We start from the raw sequence: 22,399 nt of genomic DNA, 5'->3' as shown, positions 1-22,399 counted from the left end.
GCCCGTGTCAGCCGAAGACCGGACCCAGGGCGACACCGAGCGCCGCGCCCACCACGAGGTAGGGCCCGAACGCGAAGGAGCGCGGGTTCACGATCTTGAGGGCGGACAGGACGAGTCCGCCGACAGCGCCCAGCAGGAACCCGGCGTAGCCGCCCACCGTCGTGGTGGTGGACCCCAGCGGGCCGAGCGCGAGACCGATGACGGCCCCGAGACGGACGTCGCCGTAGCCGAGCGCTCCGCCGCGGAACCGGGTGCCGACGAACCACAGGATCCAGAAGACGGCGAAGAGCACGACGTTGCCGACCAGACCGTGCACGAGCACCGACCAGTCCCGCTGGAGGAGCGCGGCCAGTGCCACGAGGAGCAGGACGCCGGCGTGCAGCGGCACCGTGATCATGAACGGGAGCAGCCGGGTCCGCCAGTCGATGAAGGCCAGCCAGGCCCCGACACCGGAGAACAGCACCCACACGGGCGCGAAGGACGGCTCGTCCCGCAGCGGGTAGGTGCTGAGGGCCGCCAGGACGGCCGCGCCGAGCGCGAGCCACAGGGCGAGACCTCGGGTGCGCGCGAGATCGGCGTAGAGCGGCTTGGGCTCCTCCTCGACGGGCGGCGCCTCACCCTCGACGCCCTCCTCCGACGGAGCGGGCTCCGCCGGCTCGGGCTCGGGCAGCACGGCCAGGACCCGAGGGCCGGCCGCCCCCACGAGGGCAGCGGCGAGCACGGAGACGACGACGGTCAGCACGTCGCCACCCTAGTGAGTGACTCGGTCCAGGTGGTCGAGGGCGGCCGTCCGCAGGAGGTCGACCTTCACCTCGTGCCCCGTCATGAGGCGGACCTGGAGCGCGGCCTGGTGCGCGAGGAGGTCGAGCCCGGTGGCCGCAGGGCGACCGTCGCGCTCCGCCGCCTGGACCAGGACCGAGGGCCACGGCTCGTAGGCCACGTCGAACACCGCACGCGCCGACCCGACGAGCTCGGCCGCGCGGCCCTGGAACGTGCCGCCCGGGATGGTGGAGACGAGGAGGTCGGCGACGTCGAGCATGGGCTCGTCGACGAGGGCGACCGCGACCTCGAGCCCGGCTCGCTCCCCCGCGGCCCGCGCCTCGTCGGCTCGCGCGGCGTCGCGCACCACCAGCTCCAGGCGGACGGCACCCAGTCCGGCCACGGCGTGGGCGACGGAGGCCGCAGTGGCCCCGCCGCCCAGGACCCGCACGAGCGGGACCTGGTCGATGCCTCGCTCCACGAGCGCGCTCACGGCACCGGGCACGTCGGTGTTGGACGCCTCGACACGGCCGTCGTCGCCGCGGACGAGGGTGTTGGCCACTCCTGTGAGCAGCACGACGTGGTCGGAGGAGTCGGCCAGGCGGGCCGCCTCACGCTTGAGCGGAGCCGTGACCGACAGCCCGCGCCAGGACGGGCCGAGGTCGGCCACGTGCTGGGCGAGCCGGCCCTCGGCCACCTCGCTGGCCTCGTACGACCAGTCGAGCCCGAGAGCGTCGTAGGCCGCTCGGTGCATGACCGGCGACAGCGAGTGGGCGATGGGCGAGCCCACGACGCCGCACGAGCGTGCCGTCACGCGATCAGCACTCCTCGTGGGTGCGGCAGTACTCGCGCGCCTTGTCGGCGGCCCGCTCGTGGTCGGCCAGGTTGTTCGTGAAGACGGTCGTGCCCTTCTCGAAGTCGGGCACGAAGTAGAGCCAGTCGCCGTCGTCGGGGTTGAGCGCAGCCTCGATGGTCACCTCACCCGGCGATCCGATGGGTCCCGGCGGCAGGCCCTGGTGCTGGTAGGTGTTGTAGAGCGAGGGGTTGGCTCGCTCGTCGGGCGTGGTCCACACGTCGCCCTCGCGCTGGCTCACGTAGGAGACCGTGGAGTCGAGCTGCAGCGGGATGTTCTGCTCGATGCGGTTGTAGAGGACACGGGCGACCTTGGGGTAGTCGACCTTACGGTTGGCCTCGTACTCGAGGATGCTCGCCACCGTGAGGACCTGCTCCTTGTCGAGCCCGAGCGCTGCGGCCCGCGTCTCGATGTCGAGGCTCTTCTCGACCGCGAGGGTCTTCTGCACCATCTGCTGCAGGAGCTCGAGGGCCGTGGTGCCGGGCTCGACCGTGTACGTGGCGGGGAACAGGTAGCCCTCGGGGTTGCCGTTGGCCTCCGGCGGAAGGCCGAGCTTGCTCGGGTCGTCGAGCTGCTTGGTGACGTCGGCGGCCTTGATCTCCGAGCCGGCCGCGATGGCCTTCACGATCTGCCCGACGCGCGAACCCTCAGGGACCACGACGCGGCCCTCGACCCGGTTGCCCTTGTCGACGAGACCGCGCAGGGCGTTCTCGGCCGACATCTGCTTGCGCAACGTGTAGAAGCCCGCCTGGACCTGGTTGATCCGCTCGTCCTTCAGCACCAGCTGGTAGAACGCCTCGGCACTCTTGACGACGTCCTGCTTGACCAGGATGTTGGCGATCTGCTGACCGCCGGCTCCCGACGGGATCTCCACGGTGACCTGGCCCGTGCCTGCGCCGGAGTAGTCCTCGGCGCCGGCGAACCGGTCGGAGACCTTGCCGTACGCCCAGAAGCCGCCGGCGACGACGGCCACCAGCACCACCAGGACGACGACCCAGCGGCCGATCGGCTTGCGCCGAGGGGTGTCGGCCCTGCGGCGCCCGCCCCGCGAGGAGCCTCCGGCTCCGCCCGAGTCGTCGCCACTGGTCATGATGTCGAGTCCGCTGTCGCTCACACTGTCCTCACAAGGTCTCGCCCGGGGCAGTCCCGCGGGTCCGTTCGGCGTCCAAGGCTCCCTGAAGGATCACGGTAGCGGCTGCCTGGTCGATCACGTTCCGACTCATCTTGCTGGACTTGCCGCCCTGCCGCAGGAGAGATGCGGCCGTCATGGTGGTCATGCGCTCGTCGAAGAGCCGCACCTGGACCTCGTCGGGCAGGGCCGCGAGCAGCTCGAGGGCGTAGCCGCGAACCTTCACCGCGGCCGGTCCCTCGCGGCCGTTGAGCGACTTGGGAAGCCCCACGACGACCTCGAAGGCGCCCGCCTCCTCGGTGATCTCGACGAGCCGCGCGATGGATCGCGGCCCGGCCGGGACGGTCTCCACCGGCGTCGCCACGAGTCCGTCGGGGTCACACACCGCGACACCGATCCGGACGTCACCGACGTCGACCCCGAGCCGGCGACCCCTGCGCATGGTCATCGGCCGGGTCAGCCGGCCGAACGGACGGCATGCTCGACAGCGGCGAAAGCCGCATCGATCCCCGACACGTCGGTGCCGCCGCCCTGGGCGACGTCGGCCTTGCCGCCACCGCGTCCGCCCACGTGCTCCCCGATGACCCCGACGAGCGCGTTGGCGCTGAGACCGCGGTCCTGGGCGCCCTGGTCGAGCGCGACGACCACACCGGCCTTGTCGCCGGCGGTGCCGACGACCACCACGACGGCAGGGCGGCCCTGGAGCCGGCCGCGGAGGTCGAGCGCGAGGGAGCGGACGTCGCCACCGCCGAGTCCCTCGGCGCGATGGGTGACGAGTGCGATGCCGTTGACGTCGGCGGCGTTCTTCACGAGCTCGCCCGCGACGTCGCCCTGCTGGGCGGCCTTGAGACGCTCCACCTCCTTCTCGGTGGCCTTGAGCCGGCCGAGGAGGTCCTGGACGCGCGCAGGGACGTCGCCCGGCTGCGCCTTCAGGAGGTCGGTGAGCTGCAGCACCAGGTCACGCTCCTTGGCGAGGTACTGGAAGCCCTCGATGCCCGTCAGGGCCTCGATGCGCCGGTTGCCCGCGCCCACGGAGGAGTCGGAGGTGACCACGACGGTGCCGATCTGGCTGGAGCGCTCGACGTGCGTGCCGCCGCACAGCTCCCGGGACCACGGGCCACCGATCTCGACGACGCGGACCTGCTCGCCGTACGTCTCGCCGAAGAGCGCGAGCGCGCCCCACTCCCTCGCCTCCGGGAGCGTCATGTACTGCGCGGAGACCGCGAGGTCCTCGCGGAGCGCACGGTTGGAGACGTGCTCCACGTCGTGCAGCTGCTCGGCACTGAGCCCGCCGTTCCAGCCGAAGTCGAGCCGCAGGTAGCCGGGACGGTTGTACGAGCCGGCCTGCAGCGCGGTGGGGCCGAGCACCTCGCGCAGGGCCGCGTGCACGACGTGCGTGCCCGAGTGCGCCTGGCGCGCGCCGAGGCGCCACTCGTGGTCGACGTCGGCCGACAGCGTGGTGTCGAGCGTGAGCTCACCGTCCAGGACACGGACCTGGTGGACCACTAGTCCCTTGATGGGCCGCTGGACGTCGAGCACCTCGGCTCGGCCGCCGTCCCACGTGAGGGTGCCGGCATCGGCGTTCTGACCACCGGACTCGGCGTAGAAGGGAGTGCGGTCGAGCACGACCTCGCCGACGGATCCGGACGCGATGGCCGGCACTGAGAGGCCCTCGGACAGCAGCGCCTGGACCTTCGACTCGGTGGAGAGCGCCGAGTAGGCCTGCCAGTCGGTGGGGCCGAAGGTGTCGAGCGCCTGGCGGTAGCCCGAGGTGTCGGCGTGGAGCCCCTTCTTGGACTTGGCGTCGGCCTTGGCCCGCGCCCGCTGCTCAGCCATGAGCGAGCGGAAGCCGTCGGCGTCGACCTCGAGGCCCTGCTCCGCGGCCATCTCGAGCGTCAGGTCGATGGGGAACCCGTAGGTGTCGTGAAGGGTGAAGGCGGCCTCGCCGCTCAGACCGGGCCCGCCCTTGTCCTTCACGTCCGAGACGGCCATGTCGAAGATCTGCGTCCCCTTGCCGAGCGTCTGGCGGAACGCCTCCTCCTCGGCGTAGGCGACCTGCTCGATGCGCGGGAAGTCCGCCTCGAGCTCGGGGTAGGAGGCCTTCATGCGCTCGAGGCTCACCGGGAGGAGCGCCGGCAGGGCCGGGTCCTCGTAGCCGAGCAGGCGCATGGACCGGACCGCACGACGCAGGAGCCGGCGCAGCACGTAGCCGCGCGCCTCGTTGCCGGGCTTCACGCCGTCGCCCATGAGCATGAGGCCGCTGCGGACGTGGTCGGCCACGACGCGGAAGCGGACGTCGTCGGTGTGGTCGGCGCCGTAGCGACGACCGCTCAGCTCCGCGGCACGCTCGATGACGGGGAAGACCTCGTCGATCTCGTACATGTTCTGCTTGCCCTGGAGCAGGTAGGCGACGCGCTCCAGGCCCATGCCGGTGTCGATGTTCTGCTTGGGCAGCGGCTTCACGACGTCGAACGTGTCCTTGGACTGGACGTTCGTGATCTCCTCCTGCATGAACACCAGGTTCCAGATCTCGAGGAAGCGGTCCTCGTCGACGACGGGGCCGCCGTCCTGGCCGTGCTCGGGTCCACGGTCGATGTAGATCTCGCTGCACGGACCACCGGGGCCTTCCACGCCCATGTGCCAGTAGTTGTCGTTCTTGTCGCGGGTCTGGATGCGCTCGTCGGGCAGTCCCGCGATGGTCTTCCACAGCGCGCGCGACTCGTCGTCGCCCTCGAGGACGGTGACCCACACGGTGTCGGCGTCGAGGCCGAGCCCGCCGTCGGCGTCGTTCCCCGTGATGAGGCGCCACGCGTGCGAGATGGCGCCTTCCTTGAAGTAGTCGCCGAAGCTGAAGTTGCCGTTCATCTGGAAGAACGTGCCGTGCCGCGTGGTCTTGCCGACCTCCTCGATGTCGAGGGTGCGCACGCACTTCTGGACGCTCGTGGCCGTGTGGAACGGCGGCGTCTCCTGACCCAGGAAGTACGGCTTGAAGGGCACCATGCCGGCGTTGACGAACAGCAGGTTGGGGTCGTCGAGCAGCAGCGGGGCCGAGGGCACGACCGTGTGGCCGGCGGCCTCGAAGTGAGCGAGGAATCGGCGCCGGATCTCTGCGGTCTGCATCAGGAGGGGTCTCTCTCGGTGTCGTTCTGGAATGAGTCTTCGGGAAGCTCGGCGAAGGCGGCGTGATGCGCGTCGCCGAGCTGTCTGGCCAGCTGCGTCTCGTGGGCGGCCGCGCCGTCGCGCACCTCCGCGCTGAAGGCACGCCAGCCGGTTCCCAGGGCGGCGGCCTGGTCGATCAGTCCGGGCATGGACAGCCGATAGGCGGCTCGCCGGGCCTTGGCCGAGGCATAGACGCCTGCAGCCGTGCCGGCGAGGAACCAGGCAGCCCTGGTGGGTCTCACGACTCCGCCCCTCGCCCGGGGGGAAGCTCGCCCAGCCAGTGCTGGTTGGGGTCGGTGGGAGCGCGGTGCTTGGCGCGGGCAGCCTGACGACCGGCCCGCAGCCGCTCGCGCCGACGCTGTCGGTACTCGCGACGCATGAGCGCGACGATACGGTCACGGCTCTCCGGACGGAGCGCGTGGGCGAGGCCTCGGCCCAGTGTCGCGAGCCGGACCGACGGGCGTGTCAGCGCGGCCACGGCGACCTGCTCCGCCGTCGGGACCACCACGACCCGCCCCTCCACGATCCGAGCCGGCTCCGGCACGCTCGCCACGACCGCCGCGTCCTCGAGCGGCGCACGATGGCTGTTCTGGGACGGCGCGTCGTGCCGATCTGGGCCACTCGCGATCCGGTCTGCGCCACTGGGCGTCGAGATGCGCCGCGCAGCCCGCACGGCCACCACCGCTGCGCTCACCGCCACGACCGCGAGCACCGCGGTCGCGACGAGGATCGCGACGTCGAGAGGCATGTGCACGAGGTTACTAGCCCTGCGCGCCTCCGCTCCCGGGCGGTGGATCCTCCACCGAAAGCCGACCCCCAGCGCCGAGCGGTGGATCCTCCACCGAAAGGGGCTCTTATCGGTGGCAGAACCACCGCCCACCTGGCTGGACGCTCATGCGGTGGCAGGACCACCAGGCCGGTCAGCGGTCGCGGAGGATCTTGCGGATCATGGCCAGCCGGTCGGTCACGCGGGCCTCGAAGCCGTGCGTGGTGGGCGAGTAGTACTCGGTGCCGTCGACGTCGTCGGGCGCGTACTGCTGCGGCACCACGCCCCGCGGGTCGTCGTGGGCGTACCGGTAGTCGTGGCCGTGACCCAGCTTCTTGGCACCGGAGTAGTGAGCGTCGCGCAGCGCCGGCGGGACCGCCCCCACCTTGCCGGCCCGCACGTCCGACATGGCCGCGTCGATGGCACGGACGACCGCGTTGGACTTGGGCGCCGTGGCGAGGTGGATGACTGCCTGGGCGAGCGGGATCCTCGCCTCCGGGAAGCCAATCATGGCGACGGCCTGCGCCGTCGCCGTGGCCACGGGAAGCGCGGTGGGATCGGCCATGCCGATGTCCTCGCTCGCATGGATCATGAGTCGGCGGGCGATGAACTTGGGGTCCTCCCCCGCCTCCACCATGCGGGCGAGGTAGTGCAGCGCGGCGTCCACGTCGGAGCCTCGGATGGACTTGATGAACGCGCTCGTGACGTCGTAGTGCTGGTCGCCCTGACGGTCGTACCGCACGGCCGCGCGATCGACCGCGAGTGCGGCGTCGTCGACCGTGATCTCGGTGCGCCCCTGCGCCCTGGTGGCCCCTGCCGACGCCTCCAGGTACGTGAGGGCTCGACGCCCGTCGCCGCCCGCGAGCCGCACGAGGTGGTCGAGCGCGTCGTCGCTGAGCGTGACGGCCCCCTTGAGCCCCCGCTCGTCCTCGACGGCACGGCGCACCATCACGGCGACGTCGTCGTCGGTGAGCGACTGGAGCGTGAGCAGCAGCGAGCGGCTCAGCAGCGGTGAGATGACGCTGAAGTGCGGGTTCTCGGTGGTGGCCGCGACGAGCGAGACCCAACGGTTCTCGACGCCCGGCAGCAGGGCGTCCTGCTGAGCCTTGCTGAAGCGATGGACCTCGTCGACGAACAGCACCGTCTCCTGGCCCGTGTTGGCCAGCGCCTGGCGCGCTCCGTTGATGACCTCGCGCACCTCCTTGACCCCCGCCGACACGGCCGAGACCTCGACGAACCGACGATCGGTGTGGCGGCTGATGAGCGAGGCGATGGTGGTCTTGCCCGTGCCGGGAGGACCCCACAGCAGGATGGTGAGCGGCTGGTCGCCGTCGATGACCTGGCGCAGCGGCGAGCCCGGGGCCAGCAGGTGCTGCTGGCCCACGAGCTCGTCGAGCGAGTGCGGACGCATGCGCACCGCGAGCGGCGCCGAGGAGTGCGCGTTGCCGGCGAGGCTCCCGGCCGGGAGGGGTCGCGAGCCGCCACCCTGGCCCGGCAGGTCGAACAGTCCGTCGCTCACCCTGCCGAGCCTAGTCGCCGGTCAGGACTGATCCGCGGCCTCGTCGTCGTCCTCGGGCTCGAAGTCGACCCCGGCCTCGGCGCGCTGCTCGTCGGTGATGGGAGCCGGAGCCGCGGTGAGCGGGTCGTAGCCGCCACCGGACTTGGGGAACGCGATGACGTCGCGGATGGAGTCGGCGCCGGCCAGCAGGGCGACCGTGCGGTCCCAGCCGAACGCGATGCCGCCGTGCGGCGGGGCGCCGTACTTGAACGCGTCGAGCAGGAAGCCGAACTTCTCCTCCGCCTCGGCCTCGCCGATGCCCATGATCTCGAAGACGCGCTTCTGCACGTCCTCGCGATGGATACGGATCGAGCCGCCGCCGACCTCGTTGCCGTTGCAGACGATGTCGTAGGCCTGTGCGAGGGACGTGCCGGGCTCGGCCAGGGTGGCCGGGTCCTTGGGCGCGGTGAACGCGTGGTGCACCGCGGTCCACTCACCGCCGCCCACGGCGACGTCGCCGGAGTCGAGCTCGCTCACGGCCTCGAACATGGGCCAGTCGACGACGAACGCGAACGACCAGGCCGACTCGTCGATGAGGCCGACGCGGCGACCGATCTCGAGGCGAGCCGCACCGAGCAGCTGGCGCGAGGTCTTGACCGGGCCGGCCGAGAAGTACACGGCGTCGCCGGGCTTGGCACCCACGGCGGCGACGAGACCGTCGCGCTCGGCGTCGGACAGGTTCTTGGCGACGGGCCCGGTGAGCGAGCCGTCCTCCTGCACGAGCACGTAGGCGAGGCCGCGCGCACCGCGCTGCTTGGCCCAGTCCTGCCAGGCGTCGAGCGTGCGGCGCGGCTGGTCGGCACCGCCGGGGTGCACGACGGCCCCCACGTACGGCGCCTGGAACACGCGGAACGGCGTGTCCTTGAAGTACTCGGTGAGCTCGGTGAGCTCCAGGTCGAAGCGCAGGTCGGGCTTGTCAGAGCCGTACTTGCCCATGGCGTCGGCGTACGTGATGCGCGGGAACGGGCGCGGCAGCTCGACGTCGATGAGCTTCCAGAGCGCCACGTAGATCTCCTCGGCCAGGGACATGACGTCCTCCTGGTCGACGAAGCTCATCTCGATGTCGAGCTGGGTGAACTCGGGCTGGCGGTCGGCGCGGAAGTCCTCGTCGCGGTAGCAGCGCGCGATCTGGTAGTACCGCTCGAGGCCGCCCACCATGAGCAGCTGCTTGAAGAGCTGCGGGCTCTGCGGCAGCGCGTACCAGCTTCCGGGGCGCAGCCGCGCGGGCACGAGGAAGTCGCGCGCGCCCTCGGGCGTGGAGCGCGTGAGGGTGGGCGTCTCGACCTCGACGAAGTCGTGTCCCTCGAGGACGGTGCGCGCCACGGCGTTGACCTTGCTGCGCAGGCGGATGGCGTGCGCCGGGGCCGGGCGGCGCAGGTCGAGGTAGCGGTACTTGAGGCGAGCCTCCTCACCGACCTCCACGTGTTCGTCGATGGGGAAGGGCAGGGGCGCGGACGTGCTCAGGATCTCGACGTCCTCGGCGATGACCTCGATCTCGCCCGTCGTGATGCCGGTGTTCTCGTTGCCCTCAGGACGCTTCTGGACGCTGCCGACGATCTTGAGACAGAACTCGGAGCGGAGCTGGTGGGCCACCTCCTCGCGCACGACCACCTGGACGACACCCGAGGCCTCGCGCAGGTCGATGAAGGCGACACCGCCATGGTCTCGACGACGCGCGACCCATCCGGCAAGGGTGACCTGCTCGCCGACGTTGGCGGCGGTCAGGGTTCCGGCGTCGTGCGTGCGGATCACGGTGTCTTCTCCTGGGGGTCGGTGCTGGGCTGCTGGATGCGGGGCCGCAGGTCCTCGTCGGGTGGGGACCACGAGCCGAGGTCGACGTCGACCTGCTCGCCGCTGCGGATGTCCTTCACACTAGTTCCACCGAAGCCGGGGTCCTCGCCGGGGAACAGGACGTACGGGATGCCTCGACGCTCGGCGTAGCGGATCTGCTTGCCGAACTTCTGCGCCGACGCCGCCACCTCGGTGGGGATGCCGCGCGAGCGAAGGATCTGCGCGGCAGCGTCGCTGCGGTCGCGGCTCGCCTCGTCGACGAGCGCCACGAGGACGGCCGACGGGACGGAGCGGTCGGCCACGAGACCATCGGCCACGAGCGGCACGATGAGGCGCGAGACGCCGAGCGAGATGCCGACGCCGGGGAACGTGCGCTTCCCGTCGGACGCGAGCTGGTCGTAGCGTCCACCTGAGCACACCGAGCCGAGGTGCTCGTAGCCCGCCATGCGGGTCTCGAAGACGGTGCCGGTGTAGTAGTCGAGGCCGCGCGCGATGCGGAGGTCGGCCAGGACGGTGACGCCCTCGATGCCGGCGCACGCCTCGACGACGGCGGCCAGCTCGCCCAGGCCCTCGTCGAGCATGGGGTGGTTCACGCCGAGCGCGCGCACGCGGTCGACGAACGACGTGTCCGGCGCACTGATCTCGGCGAGGGCGAGGCACGCCCGTGCCTGCTCGTCCGACAGCCCTTGCTCGGCCAGGAGCTCGAGGATCTTCTCGCCCGGCAGCTTGTCGAGCTTGTCGACGACCTGCATGACCGCGGTGGGCTCGACGACGCCCAGTCCGAGGTAGAACCCCTCCAGGACCTTGCGGTTGCTCACCTGCAGAGTCATGGCCGGCACGGGCAGGAGCGCGAGCGCCTCTGCCATGACCCGGGCCACCTCGACGTCGGCGTGGAACGGCAGCGACCCGTCGCCGACGATGTCGATGTCGGCCTGCGTGAACTCGCGGAACCGGCCCTGCTGAGGCCGCTCACCACGCCACACCTTCTGGATCTGGTAGCGGCGGAACGGGAACTCCAGCTTGCCGGCGTTCTCGAGCACGAACCGTGCGAAGGGCACCGTGAGGTCGTAGTGGAGTCCCATGCCCGAGTCGCCGTCGCCGGTCTCGTGCAGGCGCCGTAGGACGTAGACCTCCTTGTCGATCTCGCCCTTGCGCAACAGCGTGTCCATCGGCTCGACGGCGCGCGTCTCGAGGTTGGCGAAGCCGTGCAGCTCGAACGTGCGGCGCAGCACCTCCAGCACGGCGAGCTCGGCGTTGCGCTCGGCCGGCAGGAGCTCGGGGAAGCCACTCAGCTTGGCCATGTCAGGCCTCCGTCCCGTCGATGAGCTCGGCGAGGAACGGGTTGGTGACCCGCTCGCGACCGATCGTGGTCTGGCCACCGTGCCCGGGCAGCACGACGACGTCGTCGGCCAGCGGGAGCACGCGCTCGCGCAGGCTGTGCAGCATCTCGGGGTGCGAGCCGCCCGTGAGGTCGGTGCGACCGATGGAGCCGGCGAACAGGAAGTCCCCGGAGAACATGACCTGCGAGACGGGCTCGGGTCCGTCGTAGTCGACGCGGTAGTAGACCGTGCCGGGCGTGTGGCCGGGGACGTGGTCGACCGTGATCGAGAGCCCGTCGACCTCGATGACGGCACCATCGACGGCGTCGCGCACGTCGGCGGGCTCGGTGAACTCCGGAATGTTCTCCAGGCCGAACTGAGCGCGCAGCATGGCCGCGGAGGGACCCGAAATGGCGGCCATGGGGTCGCTGAGCAGGTGCCGGTCGGCCGGGTGGATCCACACGGGGCACCCGTACTCGCGGGCGACGTCCTGCGCGTTCCACATGTGGTCGAAGTGACCGTGGGTGATGAGCACGGCCTCGACGCGCAGGTCGTGCTCGGCCACCACGGCGTGCACGCCGTCCATGGCGTCCATCCCGGGATCGACGAGGGCGCAGCCGGCACCTGCCTCGCGCGCCACGGCATAGCAGTTGGCCTGCAGCGGACCGGCCGGGAAGGACGTGAGAAGCACGTCGGACAGGGTACGCGAGTGCGGCGGTGCCACCGGTCGCCGCGTCCTCCTAGACTGTCCGCATGACCACTGCCGCCGAGCACGCCTGGGGCCGCGTCGACGCCGACGGAAACGTGTACCTCAAGACCACTGACGGAGAACGCCTCATCGGGCAGTGGGCCGTCGGGGAGGACCCCACCGAGGCCTTCGCCTTCTACGAGCGCCGCTACGCCGACCTCGTCACCGAGGTCGACCTGCTGGAGAAGCGCCTCGAGACGGGCAATCTCTCCCCCGACGACGCCGTGAAGGCGCTCGACAAGGCACGCACCAACATCACCGACGCCGCCGCGCTCGGCGACCTCGCCACCCTCCAGACACGGCTCGACGCGCTCTCCCCCGCCATCGAGAAGGCCCGCGAGGAGCGCAAGGCCGCTCGTGAGGCGGCTCAGGCCGAGGCCAAGGTCAAGAAGATCGCCATCGCCGACGAGGCCGAGAAGATCGCTGCGGGCACGGACTGGCGCAACGGTGCCGACCGCCTGCGTGCCCTGCTCGAGGAGTGGAAGGCGCTCCCCCGCCTCACCAAGTCCGCCGACGACGAGATCTGGCACCGCTTCAGCTCGGCGCGCACCACCTACACGCGGCACCGCAAGGCGCACTTCACCGAGCAGAACGAGCAGCGCGACGCCGCCGCCAAGACCAAGAAGGCCCTCATCGAGGAGGCCGAGAAGCTCTCGTCCTCCACGGAGTGGGGCCCGACGTCCACCGCCTACCGCGAGCTCATGTCCCGCTGGAAGGCCGCCGGCTCCGCGCCGCGCAACGTCGAGGACAAGCTCTGGAAGCGCTTCCGCGCCGCCCAGGACGTCTTCTTCACGGCACGCGACGAGGCCAACGCCGCCCAGGACAAGGAGTTCGAGGCCAACGCCGTCGTCAAGCTCCAGATCCTCGTCGAGGCCGAGGCGCTCCTGCCCATCAAGGACCTCGAGGCCGCTCGCAAGGCCTGGCACGACATCGCCGACCGCTGGGAGGCCGCCGGCAAGGTCCCGCGCGGCCAGATCAACGAGCTCGAGGGACGTCTGCGCAAGGTCGAGCAGGCCATCCGCGCCGCCGGCGACCAGGAGTGGAAGCGCAGCGACCCCGAGAAGTCCGCTCGCGCCGACGACATGATCGGCAAGCTCGAGCGTGCCATCGACGAGACCCGTGCCTCCCTCGCCAAGGCCGAGGCCGCCGGCGACGCCCGCAAGGTCAAGGACCTCACGGCCAAGCTGGAGTCCAACGAGTCGTTCCTCGCCATGGCCAAGGCCGCGGCTGCCGACTTCGGCTGAGGCTAGAGCGGCGGGTTCAGCACGAGGTCTGCGGAGCAGCCCAGCTCCCCCGCCATGAGCCACTCCCGGGGGAACCCGCCCGGGAAGCTCACGTCGCCCGCGGCCTCGAGCACGCCGACCTCGCAGTCGCCTCCGGGGCCGGTGCCCACGGCGAGCACCAGACGTCGTCCGTCCGACCCGGCCGAGACGGCCAGGCGCGGGAAGGCCGCGGTGGCCTCGGCCTGGAGCGACGAGGGTGTCGCGCGCCTGAGCGTGCGCTCGATCCTGGACTGCACGTCGGCCGGGAGCTTCTCCTCCGGCGCGAACGTCGGTGACCCGGCCGTCGCTCCGCTCGGGCACGCGATGCTCTCGCGCTCGTGCGCGTGCCGGTTGCCGTTCGCCCCGACGGTGAAGCGGTAGCACCGCTGGGCATCACTGGCTCCGACGGTCGAGCCGAACGTCCCGTCGTTGGACTCGTCCACGTGGGCGGTGATCCGCAGCACGACCTCGGCGCCTTCCTCGGTGCCGGTACGACCCGCCCAGGAGAGCGCCTCGAGCGCCGTGACGCCCGACGACAGCCGTGCAAGCCTGAAGGTCGCCGCCGCCGCGGCTGCCAGGTCAGATCCGTCCTTCGCCTGCCCCGCCGTGCGAGACCAGTCCTGCTCGACCAGGTCGGCCGCATCGTCCGCCACGTCGTCGGCTGCAGACTCGCGGACTGCACCGCCACACCCGACGAGTGCCAGGACGAGCAGCAGCGCACCCAGCGTCCCCCGAGACATGCGGGGAGCGTATCCGTCACCGACGACGTGGGGCCAGTGTCCTGGAGAAGAGACTCCTGCCGTCGACGTCGTGCAGGGTGACCGTCAGCTCACGTGAGGGGCCGTCGATCTGCACCTCGCCGAAGAACTGTGCGCCTTCCCCCGGGCCCGTGTTGGCGTGGGGTGCCGCAGCCACGAACTCGGCCTTCGGGCCGAACGTGCCGTCGAGGGCGTTGGGTCCGAAGGCCCCGGCGTTGAGTGGTCCGGAGACGAACTCCCAGAACGGGTCGAAGCGCTGGTAGGCGGCGCGGTCGGGCGAGTAGTGGTGAGCCGCCGTGTAGTGGACGTCGGCCGTGAGCCACACGTGGTTGCGGATCCCCGACTCCTGCAGGGCCGTCAGCACCCGAGCGATGTCGCGCTCGCGGCCCAGTGGACGGCCGGGGTCGCCCTGTGCGACACCCTCCTGGGCCGTGGTCCCGTCGGGCACGACGAGGCCGATGGGCAGGTCGTTGGCGATGACCTTCCACGTCGCCCTGGACCGGCGGAGCTCCTCGATGAGCCAACGCGTCTGGCGCTCACCCAGCACGCCACCGTCGTCGGGCCCGGACTCGCGGTTGGCCGTGTTGGGGTCCTTGTGCGTGCGCATGTCGAGCACGAACAGGTCGAGCAGCGGTCCGTGGTGGACGACCCGGTAGACCCGGCCGTCGGGGTCGGGCGAGATGTCGGCCACCGGCACGTACTCGTGGAACGCCCGGTGGGCCCGGGAGGCCAGCACGTCGACGCGCTTCTCGGTGTACGCGGGGTCGTCGAGGATCTCCCCGGGGTACCAGTTGTTGGTGACCTCGTGGTCGTCCCACTGCGTGATCTGCGCGGTGGTGGCCAGGAACCGGCGCCAGTTGTCGGCGAGGAGGTTGTACTTGTACTGGCCGCGGTACTCGTCGAGGGTCTCGGCGACCTTGCTCTTCTCCTCGGTCACCAGGTTGGTCCACGTGCTGCCGTCCGGCAGCGCCACGGACTGCTGCACCGGCCCGTCGGCGTAGACGTTGTCGCCGCTGCACAGGAAGAAGTCGGCGTCGCGCCTGATCATCGCGTCGGCGATGCGGAAGCCGCCGTAGGCCGGGTTCACGCCCCAGCCCTGTCCTGCGATGTCGCCCGACCACAGGAAGCGGATGTCGTCGGGGCGCCGGGGCAGCGTGCGGAAGCGGCCCGCGACCGGAGCTCCCGACCGCCGCGGGTCGTGCAGGTCGACCGCTCGGATGCGGTAGTGCACGTCGGTGCCGGAGGGCAGCCCGCGCAGCGTCCACTGACCCGTGAGATCGGTCAGCCCCGAGACGGCCGGCCCTCTCACCGTGACGCTGCGCCGGAACGAGGCATCCCGGGAGACCTCGGCCACGAGCCGCGAGGGACGGTCGGCACGGGCCCACACCGTGGCCTCGTGCCCGTGCACGTCGCCCGCCTGGACGCCGTGCGTGAGCCCGGGCCTGCCGGAGCGCACGAGCGCCGGGGCGGGGCGCGGCCCGGCGAGCGCGGTCCCCGGCAGTGCCACGGCCGCACCCAGGCCGGCCACGCCCAGCCCTGCCGCGCGCACCAGTGCGCGTCTGTCCACGATGAGATCCCCCGATGTCATGACGCCAGGCTGTCCGGCGCAGGCGAACGAGGGATGACCGGAAGATGGACCTACTGCGTCACGCGGTAGACGTCGAAGACACCCTCGACGTGCCGCACCGCGGCGAGCACGTGCCCGAGGTGCTTGGGGTCCGCCATCTCGAACGTGAACTTGGCGCGGGCCACCCGGTCGCGGCCAGTGGTGATGGCCGCGGACATGATGTCGACGTGCTGGTCGGACATGACCCGGGTGATGTCGCTCAGGAGCCTCGGACGGTCGAGGGCCTCCACCTGGATGGCCACGAGGAAGGTGCTCTTGGCTGTGGGCGCCCAGTGGACGGCCACGATGCGCTCGGGCTGGTTGCGCAGCGACTCGAGGTTGACGCAGTCGGAACGATGCACGGACACGCCGGCGCCTCGCGTGACGAAGCCCGAGATGTCGTCGCCCGGCACCGGGGTGCAGCAGCGCGCCAGCTTGGCGAGCAGCTCTCCCGTGACGCCCTCGACGACGACGCCGGCCTCACCGTGGTTGACCTTGCCTCGCCTGCTGCCCGAGCGCGCGATGGTGGTGCCCTCGGCGAGGTCCTCCTCGGCCCCCTCACGGCCTCCGGCCAGGGTGAGGACGCGTTCGACGACGTTCTGGGCGCCCACGTTGCCCTCGCCGACCCCCGCGTACAGCGCCGAGACGTCGGGCAGCCCGAGATCCTTGGCGATGGTGTCGAGGGTGTCGTGCTTGACGATGCGGTGGAGCGGCAGGTTCTCCTTGCGGAGCTGGCGCGCGATCTGGTCGCGCCCGTTCTCGATGGCTTCCTCGCGTCGCTCCTTGGTGAACCACTGCCGGATCTTGTTGCGTGCCCGCGGACTCTTGACGAAGTCGAGCCAGTCGCGGCTCGGACCGGCATCGGGCGACTTGGACGTGAAGACCTCGACGACGTCGCCGGTCTTGAGTGGCGACTCCAGGGACACGAGCCGACCGTTCACCCGGGCACCGATGCAGGCATGGCCCACCTCGGTGTGGACGGCGTAGGCGAAGTCGACCGGGGTGGAGTCCTCGGGCAGCTGCATGACGTCGCCGCGAGGTGTGTAGGCGTAGACGCCGCCGCTGTTCATCTCGAAGCGCAGCGAGTCGAGGAAGTCGGTGGAGTCCTCGGTCTCGGACTGCCAGTTCATGAGCTCGCGCAGCCACACCATGTCGTCGCTGTTGGGAGCCTCGCCGTCCTTGCGCCCCTTGGTGCCGTTCTTGCCGCCCCCGGAGCGCGCCGTGGCGTCCTCCTTGTACTTCCAGTGCGCGGCCACGCCGTACTCGGCGCGACGGTGCATGGCGAACGTACGGATCTGGAGCTCGACGGGCTTGCCCTGCGGACCGATCACGGTGGTGTGCAGCGACTGGTACATGTTGAACTTGGGGACGCTGATGTAGTCCTTGAACCGTCCGGGGATCGGGTTCCACCGGGCGTGCAGCACGCCCAGGACGCCGTAGCAGTCGGCCACGGAGTCCACCAGGATGCGCACGCCGACGAGGTCGAAGATGTCGGTGAACTCGCGTCCGCGCACGAGCATCTTCTGGTAGATCGAGTAGTAGTGCTTGGGCCGTCCGGAGACCGTGGCCTTCACCTTGGCGTGGCGCAGGTCGGACTCGACGTCGCCCACGACGCGTTCCAGGAACTGCTCCCGCGACGGCGCGCGGTCGGCCACGAGCCGGACGATCTCGTCGTAGACCTTGGGGTGCAGGGTGGCGAACGCGAGGTCCTCCAGCTCCCACTTGATGGTGTTCATGCCGAGGCGGTGGGCCAGGGGCGCGAAGATCTCGATGGTCTCGGTGGCGATGCGCTCCTGCTTGTCCTGGCGCAGGTACCTCAGCGTGCGCATGTTGTGCAGTCGGTCGGCGAGCTTGATGACGAGCACCCGGATGTCGCGGCTCATGGCCACGACCATCTTGCGGATGGTCTCGGACTGGGCCGAGTCGCCGTACTTGACCTTGTCGAGCTTGGTGACGCCGTCGACGAGCTGGACGACCTCGTCGCCGAAGTCGGCCCGGAGCTGCTCGAGCGTGTACGACGTGTCCTCGACGGTGTCGTGCAGGAGCGCCGCGCAGAGCGTCGGGGCCGTCATGCCCAGCTCGGCCAGGATGGTCGTGACCGCGAGCGGATGGGTGATGTACGGATCGCCGCTCTTGCGCTTCTGCCCGTCGTGCATCCGTTCCGCGACCTCGTAGGCCTTCTGGATGGACTCGACGTCGCCCTTGGGGTGCGTGGAGCGGTAGACGAGGAGGAGCGGATCGAGGACGGCCGTCGAGGATCCGGGCCGATTACCCATGCGGGCCAGACGGCTGCGCACGCGCACGGAGGCCGGAGCCGTCTCCCCGGGACGCTCAGCGCCCTTGGTCTCGGCCGCGGGTGGGTCGGTCTCGATGCGGTCTGCCACACGTCCTCCTGTCGTGCCCTCCATCGTAGGGCTTGGACGGTCAGGCGGGGGCGGCGGAGCCGCACGTCAGGTCAGAGCAGCTGCTCCACGAGCGTGGCCGCCGTGACGAGCACGAGGACCGCGACGAGGACGATCGCGACGAGACGGGCCTGGCGTGGGTTCACGAGGAGCCTTCAGTAGGTCTGGACGGTGGAGACCGGATGGGCGAGGCGAGCACGACCGCCCAGGGCGGCCAGCTCGATCATGACAAGGTGTGCGACGACCTCGGCGCCCACCGCGTCGACGAGCGATGCTGCCGCCTCGAGGGTGCCACCGGTGGCCAGGACGTCGTCGACGACGACGACCCGCTGACCCGCCTGCAGGGCGTCCGCGTGCATCTCGATGGTGGCCGTGCCGTACTCGAGGGCGTACTCGGCGCTGACGCACTCGGCCGGCAGCTTGCCGGCCTTGCGCACCGGCACGAAGCCGATCCCGAGACGCAGGGCCAGCGGCGCCGCGAGGATGAACCCGCGAGCCTCCACCCCGAGGAGGGCGTCCACGGGTCCGAGGGCCTTGACCTGGTCGGCCATGGCCTCGATGACGGCGTCGAAGGCGTCGGGCTGCGCGAGCAGCGGGGTGACGTCGCGGAACGTGACCCCGGGCTGGGGCCAGTCGGCGATCGGCCGCACCCAGCGCTCGATGAGCGCCGGGGCGGCCGATGCGGAGGAGGTCATGGAGCGGATCAGCTCAGGTTGACCTTGCAGGTGTCCTTGGCGTGCTTCTCGATGGCGTTGGACGCCTTCGTGAACTTGGCACCGCTCAAGGAGGAGAACTCCTTGGCGACGTCCTGCAGCTTGGCCACGTCGACGCCGTCGGGGATCTGGCCCTGCTGGATCTTGGCGAAGTCGCTGAACTTCAGGCCGGCGTCCTTGAGCGCCTTCTCGACGGTCGTGATGGCGCCGTCGAGGGTCTTCCAGTCGCTCTCGATGTCGCTGGGCGACTCGTCGGCGAGCTTGTGGAACGTCTTGAAGGCCTCGTCGAGCTGCGAGACGTCGCTCGAGCTGAGGGAGTCGAACTGCTTCGAGGCCGACTTCAGGTCCTTGCAGTAGTCGCTGTCGGCGTCGCTTCCGCCACAGCCGGCGAGGACTCCGAGGGCGAGCGCGGCCGAGGCGAGGGCCAGAGGGGTCTTCATGGGATCTCCTTGGGTTGATCAGGCGTGCGGTGGGTTCATCGACCGTTCTTGCGACCGGACCGTGAGCTGCGCGTGGGCTGCGAGCGCCGAGCCGATCCAGACGTCTTCACCGCGCGGATTGGAGCCGCGGGTGCTGCCACCACTGTGTCAGAAGCCGACACGGTGCCGTCCTTCGCCCGCCGGGCCAGCACACGCTTGGTGTGCGCCTTGACGTCGGGCTCGCGCTCGCGCAGCTGGCTGGCGAGCGGTGTGGCGATGAAGATGGACGAGTAGGTTCCGGCGGCCATGCCGACGAACAGGGCGAGGGCCAGGTCCTTGAGGGGACCGGTGCCGAGGACGCCTGCACCCACGACGAGCAGCGCCGCCACGGGGAGCAGGGCGGTGACCGAGGTGTTGATGGAGCGCACCAGTGTCTGGTTGACGGCCAGGTTGGCCTGCTCCGCATACGTGCGGGTGTTGGACTTGAAGACGTTCTTGGTGTTCTCGCGCACCTTGTCGAACACCACCACGGTGTCGTAGAGCGAGTAGCCGAGGATCGTGAGGAGACCGGTGACGGTGGCCGGCGTGACCTCGAACCCGGACCAGGCGTAGACACCCGCCGTGATGATGAGGTCGTGCGCCAGGGCGACGATGCCTGCGACGGACATCCGCCACTCGCGGAAGTACGCCCAGATGAACAGCACCACGACCACGAGGAAGACGAGCAGTCCCGTGAGCGCCTTGTTGGCCACCTGCTTGCCCCACGACGGGCCGATCAGGTTCTGGCTCACCTCGGTGGCGCCGGACTCGCTGATGGCGTCGGTGACGGTCTGTGCCTCGTCGGCCGACAGGGCCCGGGTCTGGATGCGGATGGTGTTGTCGCCCGAGGTGTTGACGATGGGGTCGGCCGCCTCGGCGACGCCGGACTCCTCGACCGCCTTCGTCAGGTCGTCGACGGCGCTGGAGTTGGCCGTCTGGACCTTGGCGGTGAACTCGACGCCGCCCTTGAACTCGATGCCCATGTTGAAGCCGCGGACGAAGAACCCGAGCGCCGCGACGATCACGATGAGCAGGGAGACGGTGTACCAGAGCTTGCGACGTCCGACGAAGTCGAAGGAGATCCGGCCCTCGTAGAGGTGGTGCCCGAACTCGCTGATGCGGCCCATCAGGCCTCCCCTCCGTCAGTGCTCACGGTTCGAGCGCCAGGAGCGCTTCCCGTGCGGTCGACACGCCGGCCGGCGATGCCGAGGTGGTCGGCGTCGAGGCCGGAGAGCTTGTGTCCCTGGCCGAAGAACTTCGTGCGCGCCAGGAGCGTGACGAGGGGCTTGGTGAACAGGAAGACCACCACGATGTCGATGAGGGTGGTGAGACCGAGGGCGAAGGCGAAGCCCCGCACCACGCCGATGGCGAAGATGTACAGGATCAGCGCAGCCAGGAACGAGACCGCGTCGGCGGCCAGGATCGTGGTCCGCGCGCGCTCCCAGCCGGACTCCACGGCCAGGCGCAGCGACTTGCCGTCGCGCACCTCGTCGCGGAGTCGTTCGAAGTACACGATGAAGGAGTCGGCCGTGATGCCGATGGCCACGATCAGTCCGGCGATGCCGGGCAGGGTGAGCGTGAAGCCGAGCCCCTTGCCGAGCAGCAGCACGAGGGCGTAGGTGACGGCGGCGGCTGCAAGCAGCGAGCCGATGGCCACCAGGCCGAGACCTCGGTAGTAGAGGAGCAGGTAGACGATCACGAGCACCATGCCGACGGCACCGGCCACCAGACCGGCCTTCAGCTGGGTCCCGGCCAGGGTGGGCCCCTCGAAGGAGCTGCCGTTGAGCGTGAAGGTGAGCGGCAGGGCGCCGTACTTGAGCTGGTCGGCGAGGGCCTTGGACGAGGTGGCGGTGAAGCTGCCGGAGATCTGGGACTGACCGTTCTGGATGTGCGCCTGCGACGTGGGAGCGCTCAGCACCTGGCCGTCGAGCACGATCGCGAACCGCGACTGGGTGGGCGTGAGCGCCTTGGTGACCTGGTCGAAGACCTTGGTGGCGTCGCCCTTGAGCGAGATGGAGACGACCCACTGCGCCTGCTGGGTGGTGTACTCCTGGACGGCCTTCTTGACCTCGGTGCCCTCGATGACCGTGGGGCTGAGGAGCTGGACCTCACCGGTGGTGGGGTCGCACGTGACGAGCGGCTTGGACGACACGTCGTCGACGGCCACGTTCTTCGTGCACTGGAAGGACGCGAGCTGCTGCTGCAGGGCCGCCGTGGCCTTCTGGTACTCCTTGGGCAGCGAGGCGATGCCGCCGGTCTCGGCCTGGATGAGCTGGTCGAGACTGAGCTTCTTCCAGTCGACGGAGTCGACGACCTTCTGCTGGTCCGCGACAGTCTTCTTGTCCGCGGCGGAGACGGCACTCTGACCGGTCCCCCACACGAGGCGGAAGCGGAGCTGCGCCGTCTTGCCGACCTGGTCCACGATCTTGGACTCGTTGGCACCGGGGATCTCGATGATCACCTGGTTGCCGCCCTGCGTCGTGACCTCGGCCTCGGTGACACCGGTGGCGTTCACGCGCTGGTCGATGATGCCGCGGGCCTCGGCGAGCTTGGTGGCGTCGATGTTGCCTCCGCTCTCGTCCTTGGCCTGCAGCGTGATGCGGGTGCCGCCCTGGAGGTCCAGACCCAGGCGCGGCTTCCAGACGGAGTCGTCGCCCTTGCTGCTGGTGAGGTCGAGCGCGGTGAGCAGCGCGTAGGCCGCCACGACGAGGACGAGGAAGATCGCCAGCGTCCGCTTGGGCTTGGGCAGCGTGCGGCTGTTGCGAGTCGCGGCCATCAGTTCTCGTCCTCCGGGGAAGTGGGGTCGGGGACGACGAGGGCCACGGCCTGTCGCTTCACCTCGATGACGGTGTCGGGAGCGATGCGCAGGTGCACGACGTCGTCGTCGAGGTCGGCCACCTCACCGAAGATGCCGCTGGCGAGCATGACCCTCTCGCCCACCGAGAGAGCCTTCTGGGTCTCCTGGAAGTCGCGCTGCCGGGCCCGCGCTGGACGAAGGACCAGGAGGTAGAACACCGGAACGATGAGAAGGAGCGGCAGGAGGCCGACGAGGTCGTTCAAGGGGTTGCTCCGATGGTCGTGGGCGCCCGGACGAGTGCGGGCCTGGGCCGCCGGTCAG

At 70.3% G+C, this 22,399-nt stretch carries 20 protein-coding genes; 1 reads left to right on the top strand and 19 read right to left on the bottom strand.

Annotation, left to right across the window (positions count from 1 at the left end; genetic code table 11):
- Nucleotides 1–7: 7 nt before the first annotated feature.
- The 11 genes from ASD11_RS06130 to ASD11_RS06080 all read right to left on the bottom strand — a co-directional run bounded on the left by ASD11_RS06130 (nt 8) and on the right by ASD11_RS06080 (nt 12,025).
- Nucleotides 8–742 carry a prepilin peptidase gene (locus ASD11_RS06130; RefSeq protein ID WP_056284631.1) on the bottom strand — a complete coding sequence of 245 codons (735 nt, stop codon included), beginning with the start codon at nt 740–742 and terminating at the stop codon, nt 8–10.
- A gap of 9 nt (nt 743–751) precedes the next feature.
- Entirely contained in the window at nt 752–1,573 is an 822-nt protein-coding gene (locus tag ASD11_RS06125; protein WP_056284629.1) for a hypothetical protein, read from the bottom strand.
- Nucleotides 1,574–1,577: 4 nt separating this feature from the next.
- Nucleotides 1,578–2,726, bottom strand: coding sequence for an endolytic transglycosylase MltG (mltG, locus tag ASD11_RS06120; protein ID WP_056284627.1), 1,149 nt, complete (start codon nt 2,724–2,726; stop codon nt 1,578–1,580).
- Between the two features lie 7 nt (nt 2,727–2,733).
- Nucleotides 2,734–3,189, bottom strand: coding sequence for a Holliday junction resolvase RuvX (gene ruvX, locus ASD11_RS06115; RefSeq protein WP_327019520.1), 456 nt, complete (start codon nt 3,187–3,189; stop codon nt 2,734–2,736).
- An 8-nt stretch (nt 3,190–3,197) separates the two neighbouring features.
- Nucleotides 3,198–5,861, bottom strand: coding sequence for an alanine--tRNA ligase (gene alaS / locus ASD11_RS06110; protein ID WP_056284624.1), 2,664 nt, complete (start codon nt 5,859–5,861; stop codon nt 3,198–3,200).
- Nucleotides 5,861–6,142 carry a DUF6167 family protein gene (locus tag ASD11_RS06105; protein WP_056284619.1) on the bottom strand — a complete coding sequence of 94 codons (282 nt, stop codon included), beginning with the start codon at nt 6,140–6,142 and terminating at the stop codon, nt 5,861–5,863. The genes alaS and ASD11_RS06105 overlap by 1 nt, the downstream gene beginning before the upstream one ends.
- Entirely contained in the window at nt 6,139–6,648 is a 510-nt protein-coding gene (locus ASD11_RS06100; RefSeq protein ID WP_056284616.1) for a hypothetical protein, read from the bottom strand. The genes ASD11_RS06105 and ASD11_RS06100 overlap by 4 nt, the downstream gene beginning before the upstream one ends.
- A gap of 172 nt (nt 6,649–6,820) precedes the next feature.
- Entirely contained in the window at nt 6,821–8,185 is a 1,365-nt protein-coding gene (locus tag ASD11_RS06095; RefSeq protein ID WP_056284615.1) for a replication-associated recombination protein A, read from the bottom strand.
- Between the two features lie 21 nt (nt 8,186–8,206).
- Nucleotides 8,207–9,976: an aspartate--tRNA ligase gene (gene aspS, locus ASD11_RS06090; RefSeq protein WP_056284612.1), complete on the bottom strand. Its 1,770-nt coding sequence runs from the start codon at nt 9,974–9,976 to the stop codon at nt 8,207–8,209.
- Nucleotides 9,973–11,316, bottom strand: a complete 1,344-nt coding sequence (gene hisS, locus ASD11_RS06085; RefSeq protein WP_056284611.1) for a histidine--tRNA ligase — start codon at nt 11,314–11,316, stop codon at nt 9,973–9,975. The genes aspS and hisS overlap by 4 nt, the downstream gene beginning before the upstream one ends.
- A 1-nt stretch (nt 11,317) precedes the next feature.
- Nucleotides 11,318–12,025, bottom strand: coding sequence for an MBL fold metallo-hydrolase (locus tag ASD11_RS06080; protein ID WP_056288476.1), 708 nt, complete (start codon nt 12,023–12,025; stop codon nt 11,318–11,320).
- Between the two features lie 62 nt (nt 12,026–12,087).
- On the opposite strand from ASD11_RS06080, the gene ASD11_RS06075 reads away from it, so the two are divergent.
- Nucleotides 12,088–13,326: a DUF349 domain-containing protein gene (locus tag ASD11_RS06075; RefSeq protein ID WP_056284609.1), complete on the top strand. Its 1,239-nt coding sequence runs from the start codon at nt 12,088–12,090 to the stop codon at nt 13,324–13,326.
- Nucleotides 13,327–13,328: 2 nt separating this feature from the next.
- Here ASD11_RS06075 and ASD11_RS06070 read toward each other — a convergent pair whose 3' ends face one another.
- From ASD11_RS06070 to yajC, 8 genes are all read right to left on the bottom strand, one after another.
- Nucleotides 13,329–14,084 carry a hypothetical protein gene (locus ASD11_RS06070; RefSeq protein WP_056284606.1) on the bottom strand — a complete coding sequence of 252 codons (756 nt, stop codon included), beginning with the start codon at nt 14,082–14,084 and terminating at the stop codon, nt 13,329–13,331.
- Between the two features lie 16 nt (nt 14,085–14,100).
- A complete protein-coding gene (locus tag ASD11_RS06065) occupies nt 14,101–15,669 on the bottom strand; it encodes an alkaline phosphatase D family protein (protein WP_235503255.1) in 1,569 nt (522 codons plus the stop codon).
- Nucleotides 15,670–15,740: 71 nt separating this feature from the next.
- Nucleotides 15,741–18,116 carry a RelA/SpoT family protein gene (locus ASD11_RS06060; RefSeq protein ID WP_082554197.1) on the bottom strand — a complete coding sequence of 792 codons (2,376 nt, stop codon included), beginning with the start codon at nt 18,114–18,116 and terminating at the stop codon, nt 15,741–15,743.
- Nucleotides 18,117–18,265: 149 nt separating this feature from the next.
- Nucleotides 18,266–18,805 carry an adenine phosphoribosyltransferase gene (locus ASD11_RS06055; protein ID WP_056284597.1) on the bottom strand — a complete coding sequence of 180 codons (540 nt, stop codon included), beginning with the start codon at nt 18,803–18,805 and terminating at the stop codon, nt 18,266–18,268.
- An 8-nt stretch (nt 18,806–18,813) separates the two neighbouring features.
- Entirely contained in the window at nt 18,814–19,263 is a 450-nt protein-coding gene (locus ASD11_RS06050; RefSeq protein ID WP_056284594.1) for a hypothetical protein, read from the bottom strand.
- A gap of 35 nt (nt 19,264–19,298) precedes the next feature.
- On the bottom strand, nt 19,299–20,408 hold the full coding sequence (secF, locus tag ASD11_RS06045) for a protein translocase subunit SecF (protein ID WP_056284590.1): 1,110 nt from the start codon (nt 20,406–20,408) through the stop codon (nt 19,299–19,301).
- Nucleotides 20,408–22,057 carry a protein translocase subunit SecD gene (gene secD, locus ASD11_RS06040; RefSeq protein ID WP_056284587.1) on the bottom strand — a complete coding sequence of 550 codons (1,650 nt, stop codon included), beginning with the start codon at nt 22,055–22,057 and terminating at the stop codon, nt 20,408–20,410. Before secD ends, secF begins: the two co-directional genes overlap by 1 nt.
- Complete coding sequence (gene yajC, locus ASD11_RS06035; RefSeq protein ID WP_156464612.1) at nt 22,057–22,341, bottom strand: preprotein translocase subunit YajC; 285 nt, start codon at nt 22,339–22,341, stop codon at nt 22,057–22,059. Before yajC ends, secD begins: the two co-directional genes overlap by 1 nt.
- Nucleotides 22,342–22,399: the final 58 nt, after the last annotated feature.

The sequence above is a fragment of the Aeromicrobium sp. Root495 genome (genome assembly GCF_001426755.1).
Classification (GTDB): domain Bacteria; phylum Actinomycetota; class Actinomycetes; order Propionibacteriales; family Nocardioidaceae; genus Aeromicrobium.
Note: the sequence above shows the minus strand (reverse complement) of the source record. Positions and strands in the feature narration are given on the sequence as shown.

Excerpts from the sequence above, each read along its gene's own strand:
- secD (WP_056284587.1), bottom strand. The coding sequence starts at position 22,057 with ATGGCCGCGACTCGCAACAGCCGCACGCTGCCCAAGCCCAAGCGGACG.
- alaS (WP_056284624.1), bottom strand. The coding sequence starts at position 5,861 with ATGCAGACCGCAGAGATCCGGCGCCGATTCCTCGCTCACTTCGAGGCC.
- ASD11_RS06070 (WP_056284606.1), bottom strand. The coding sequence starts at position 14,084 with ATGTCTCGGGGGACGCTGGGTGCGCTGCTGCTCGTCCTGGCACTCGTC.
- ASD11_RS06055 (WP_056284597.1), bottom strand. The coding sequence starts at position 18,805 with ATGACCTCCTCCGCATCGGCCGCCCCGGCGCTCATCGAGCGCTGGGTG.
- ASD11_RS06050 (WP_056284594.1), bottom strand. The coding sequence starts at position 19,263 with ATGAAGACCCCTCTGGCCCTCGCCTCGGCCGCGCTCGCCCTCGGAGTC.
- ASD11_RS06060 (WP_082554197.1), bottom strand. The coding sequence starts at position 18,116 with ATGGAGGGCACGACAGGAGGACGTGTGGCAGACCGCATCGAGACCGAC.
- ASD11_RS06075 (WP_056284609.1), top strand. The coding sequence starts at position 12,088 with ATGACCACTGCCGCCGAGCACGCCTGGGGCCGCGTCGACGCCGACGGA.
- ruvX (WP_327019520.1), bottom strand. The coding sequence starts at position 3,189 with ATGACCATGCGCAGGGGTCGCCGGCTCGGGGTCGACGTCGGTGACGTC.
- secF (WP_056284590.1), bottom strand. The coding sequence starts at position 20,408 with ATGGGCCGCATCAGCGAGTTCGGGCACCACCTCTACGAGGGCCGGATC.
- ASD11_RS06100 (WP_056284616.1), bottom strand. The coding sequence starts at position 6,648 with ATGCCTCTCGACGTCGCGATCCTCGTCGCGACCGCGGTGCTCGCGGTC.
- hisS (WP_056284611.1), bottom strand. The coding sequence starts at position 11,316 with ATGGCCAAGCTGAGTGGCTTCCCCGAGCTCCTGCCGGCCGAGCGCAAC.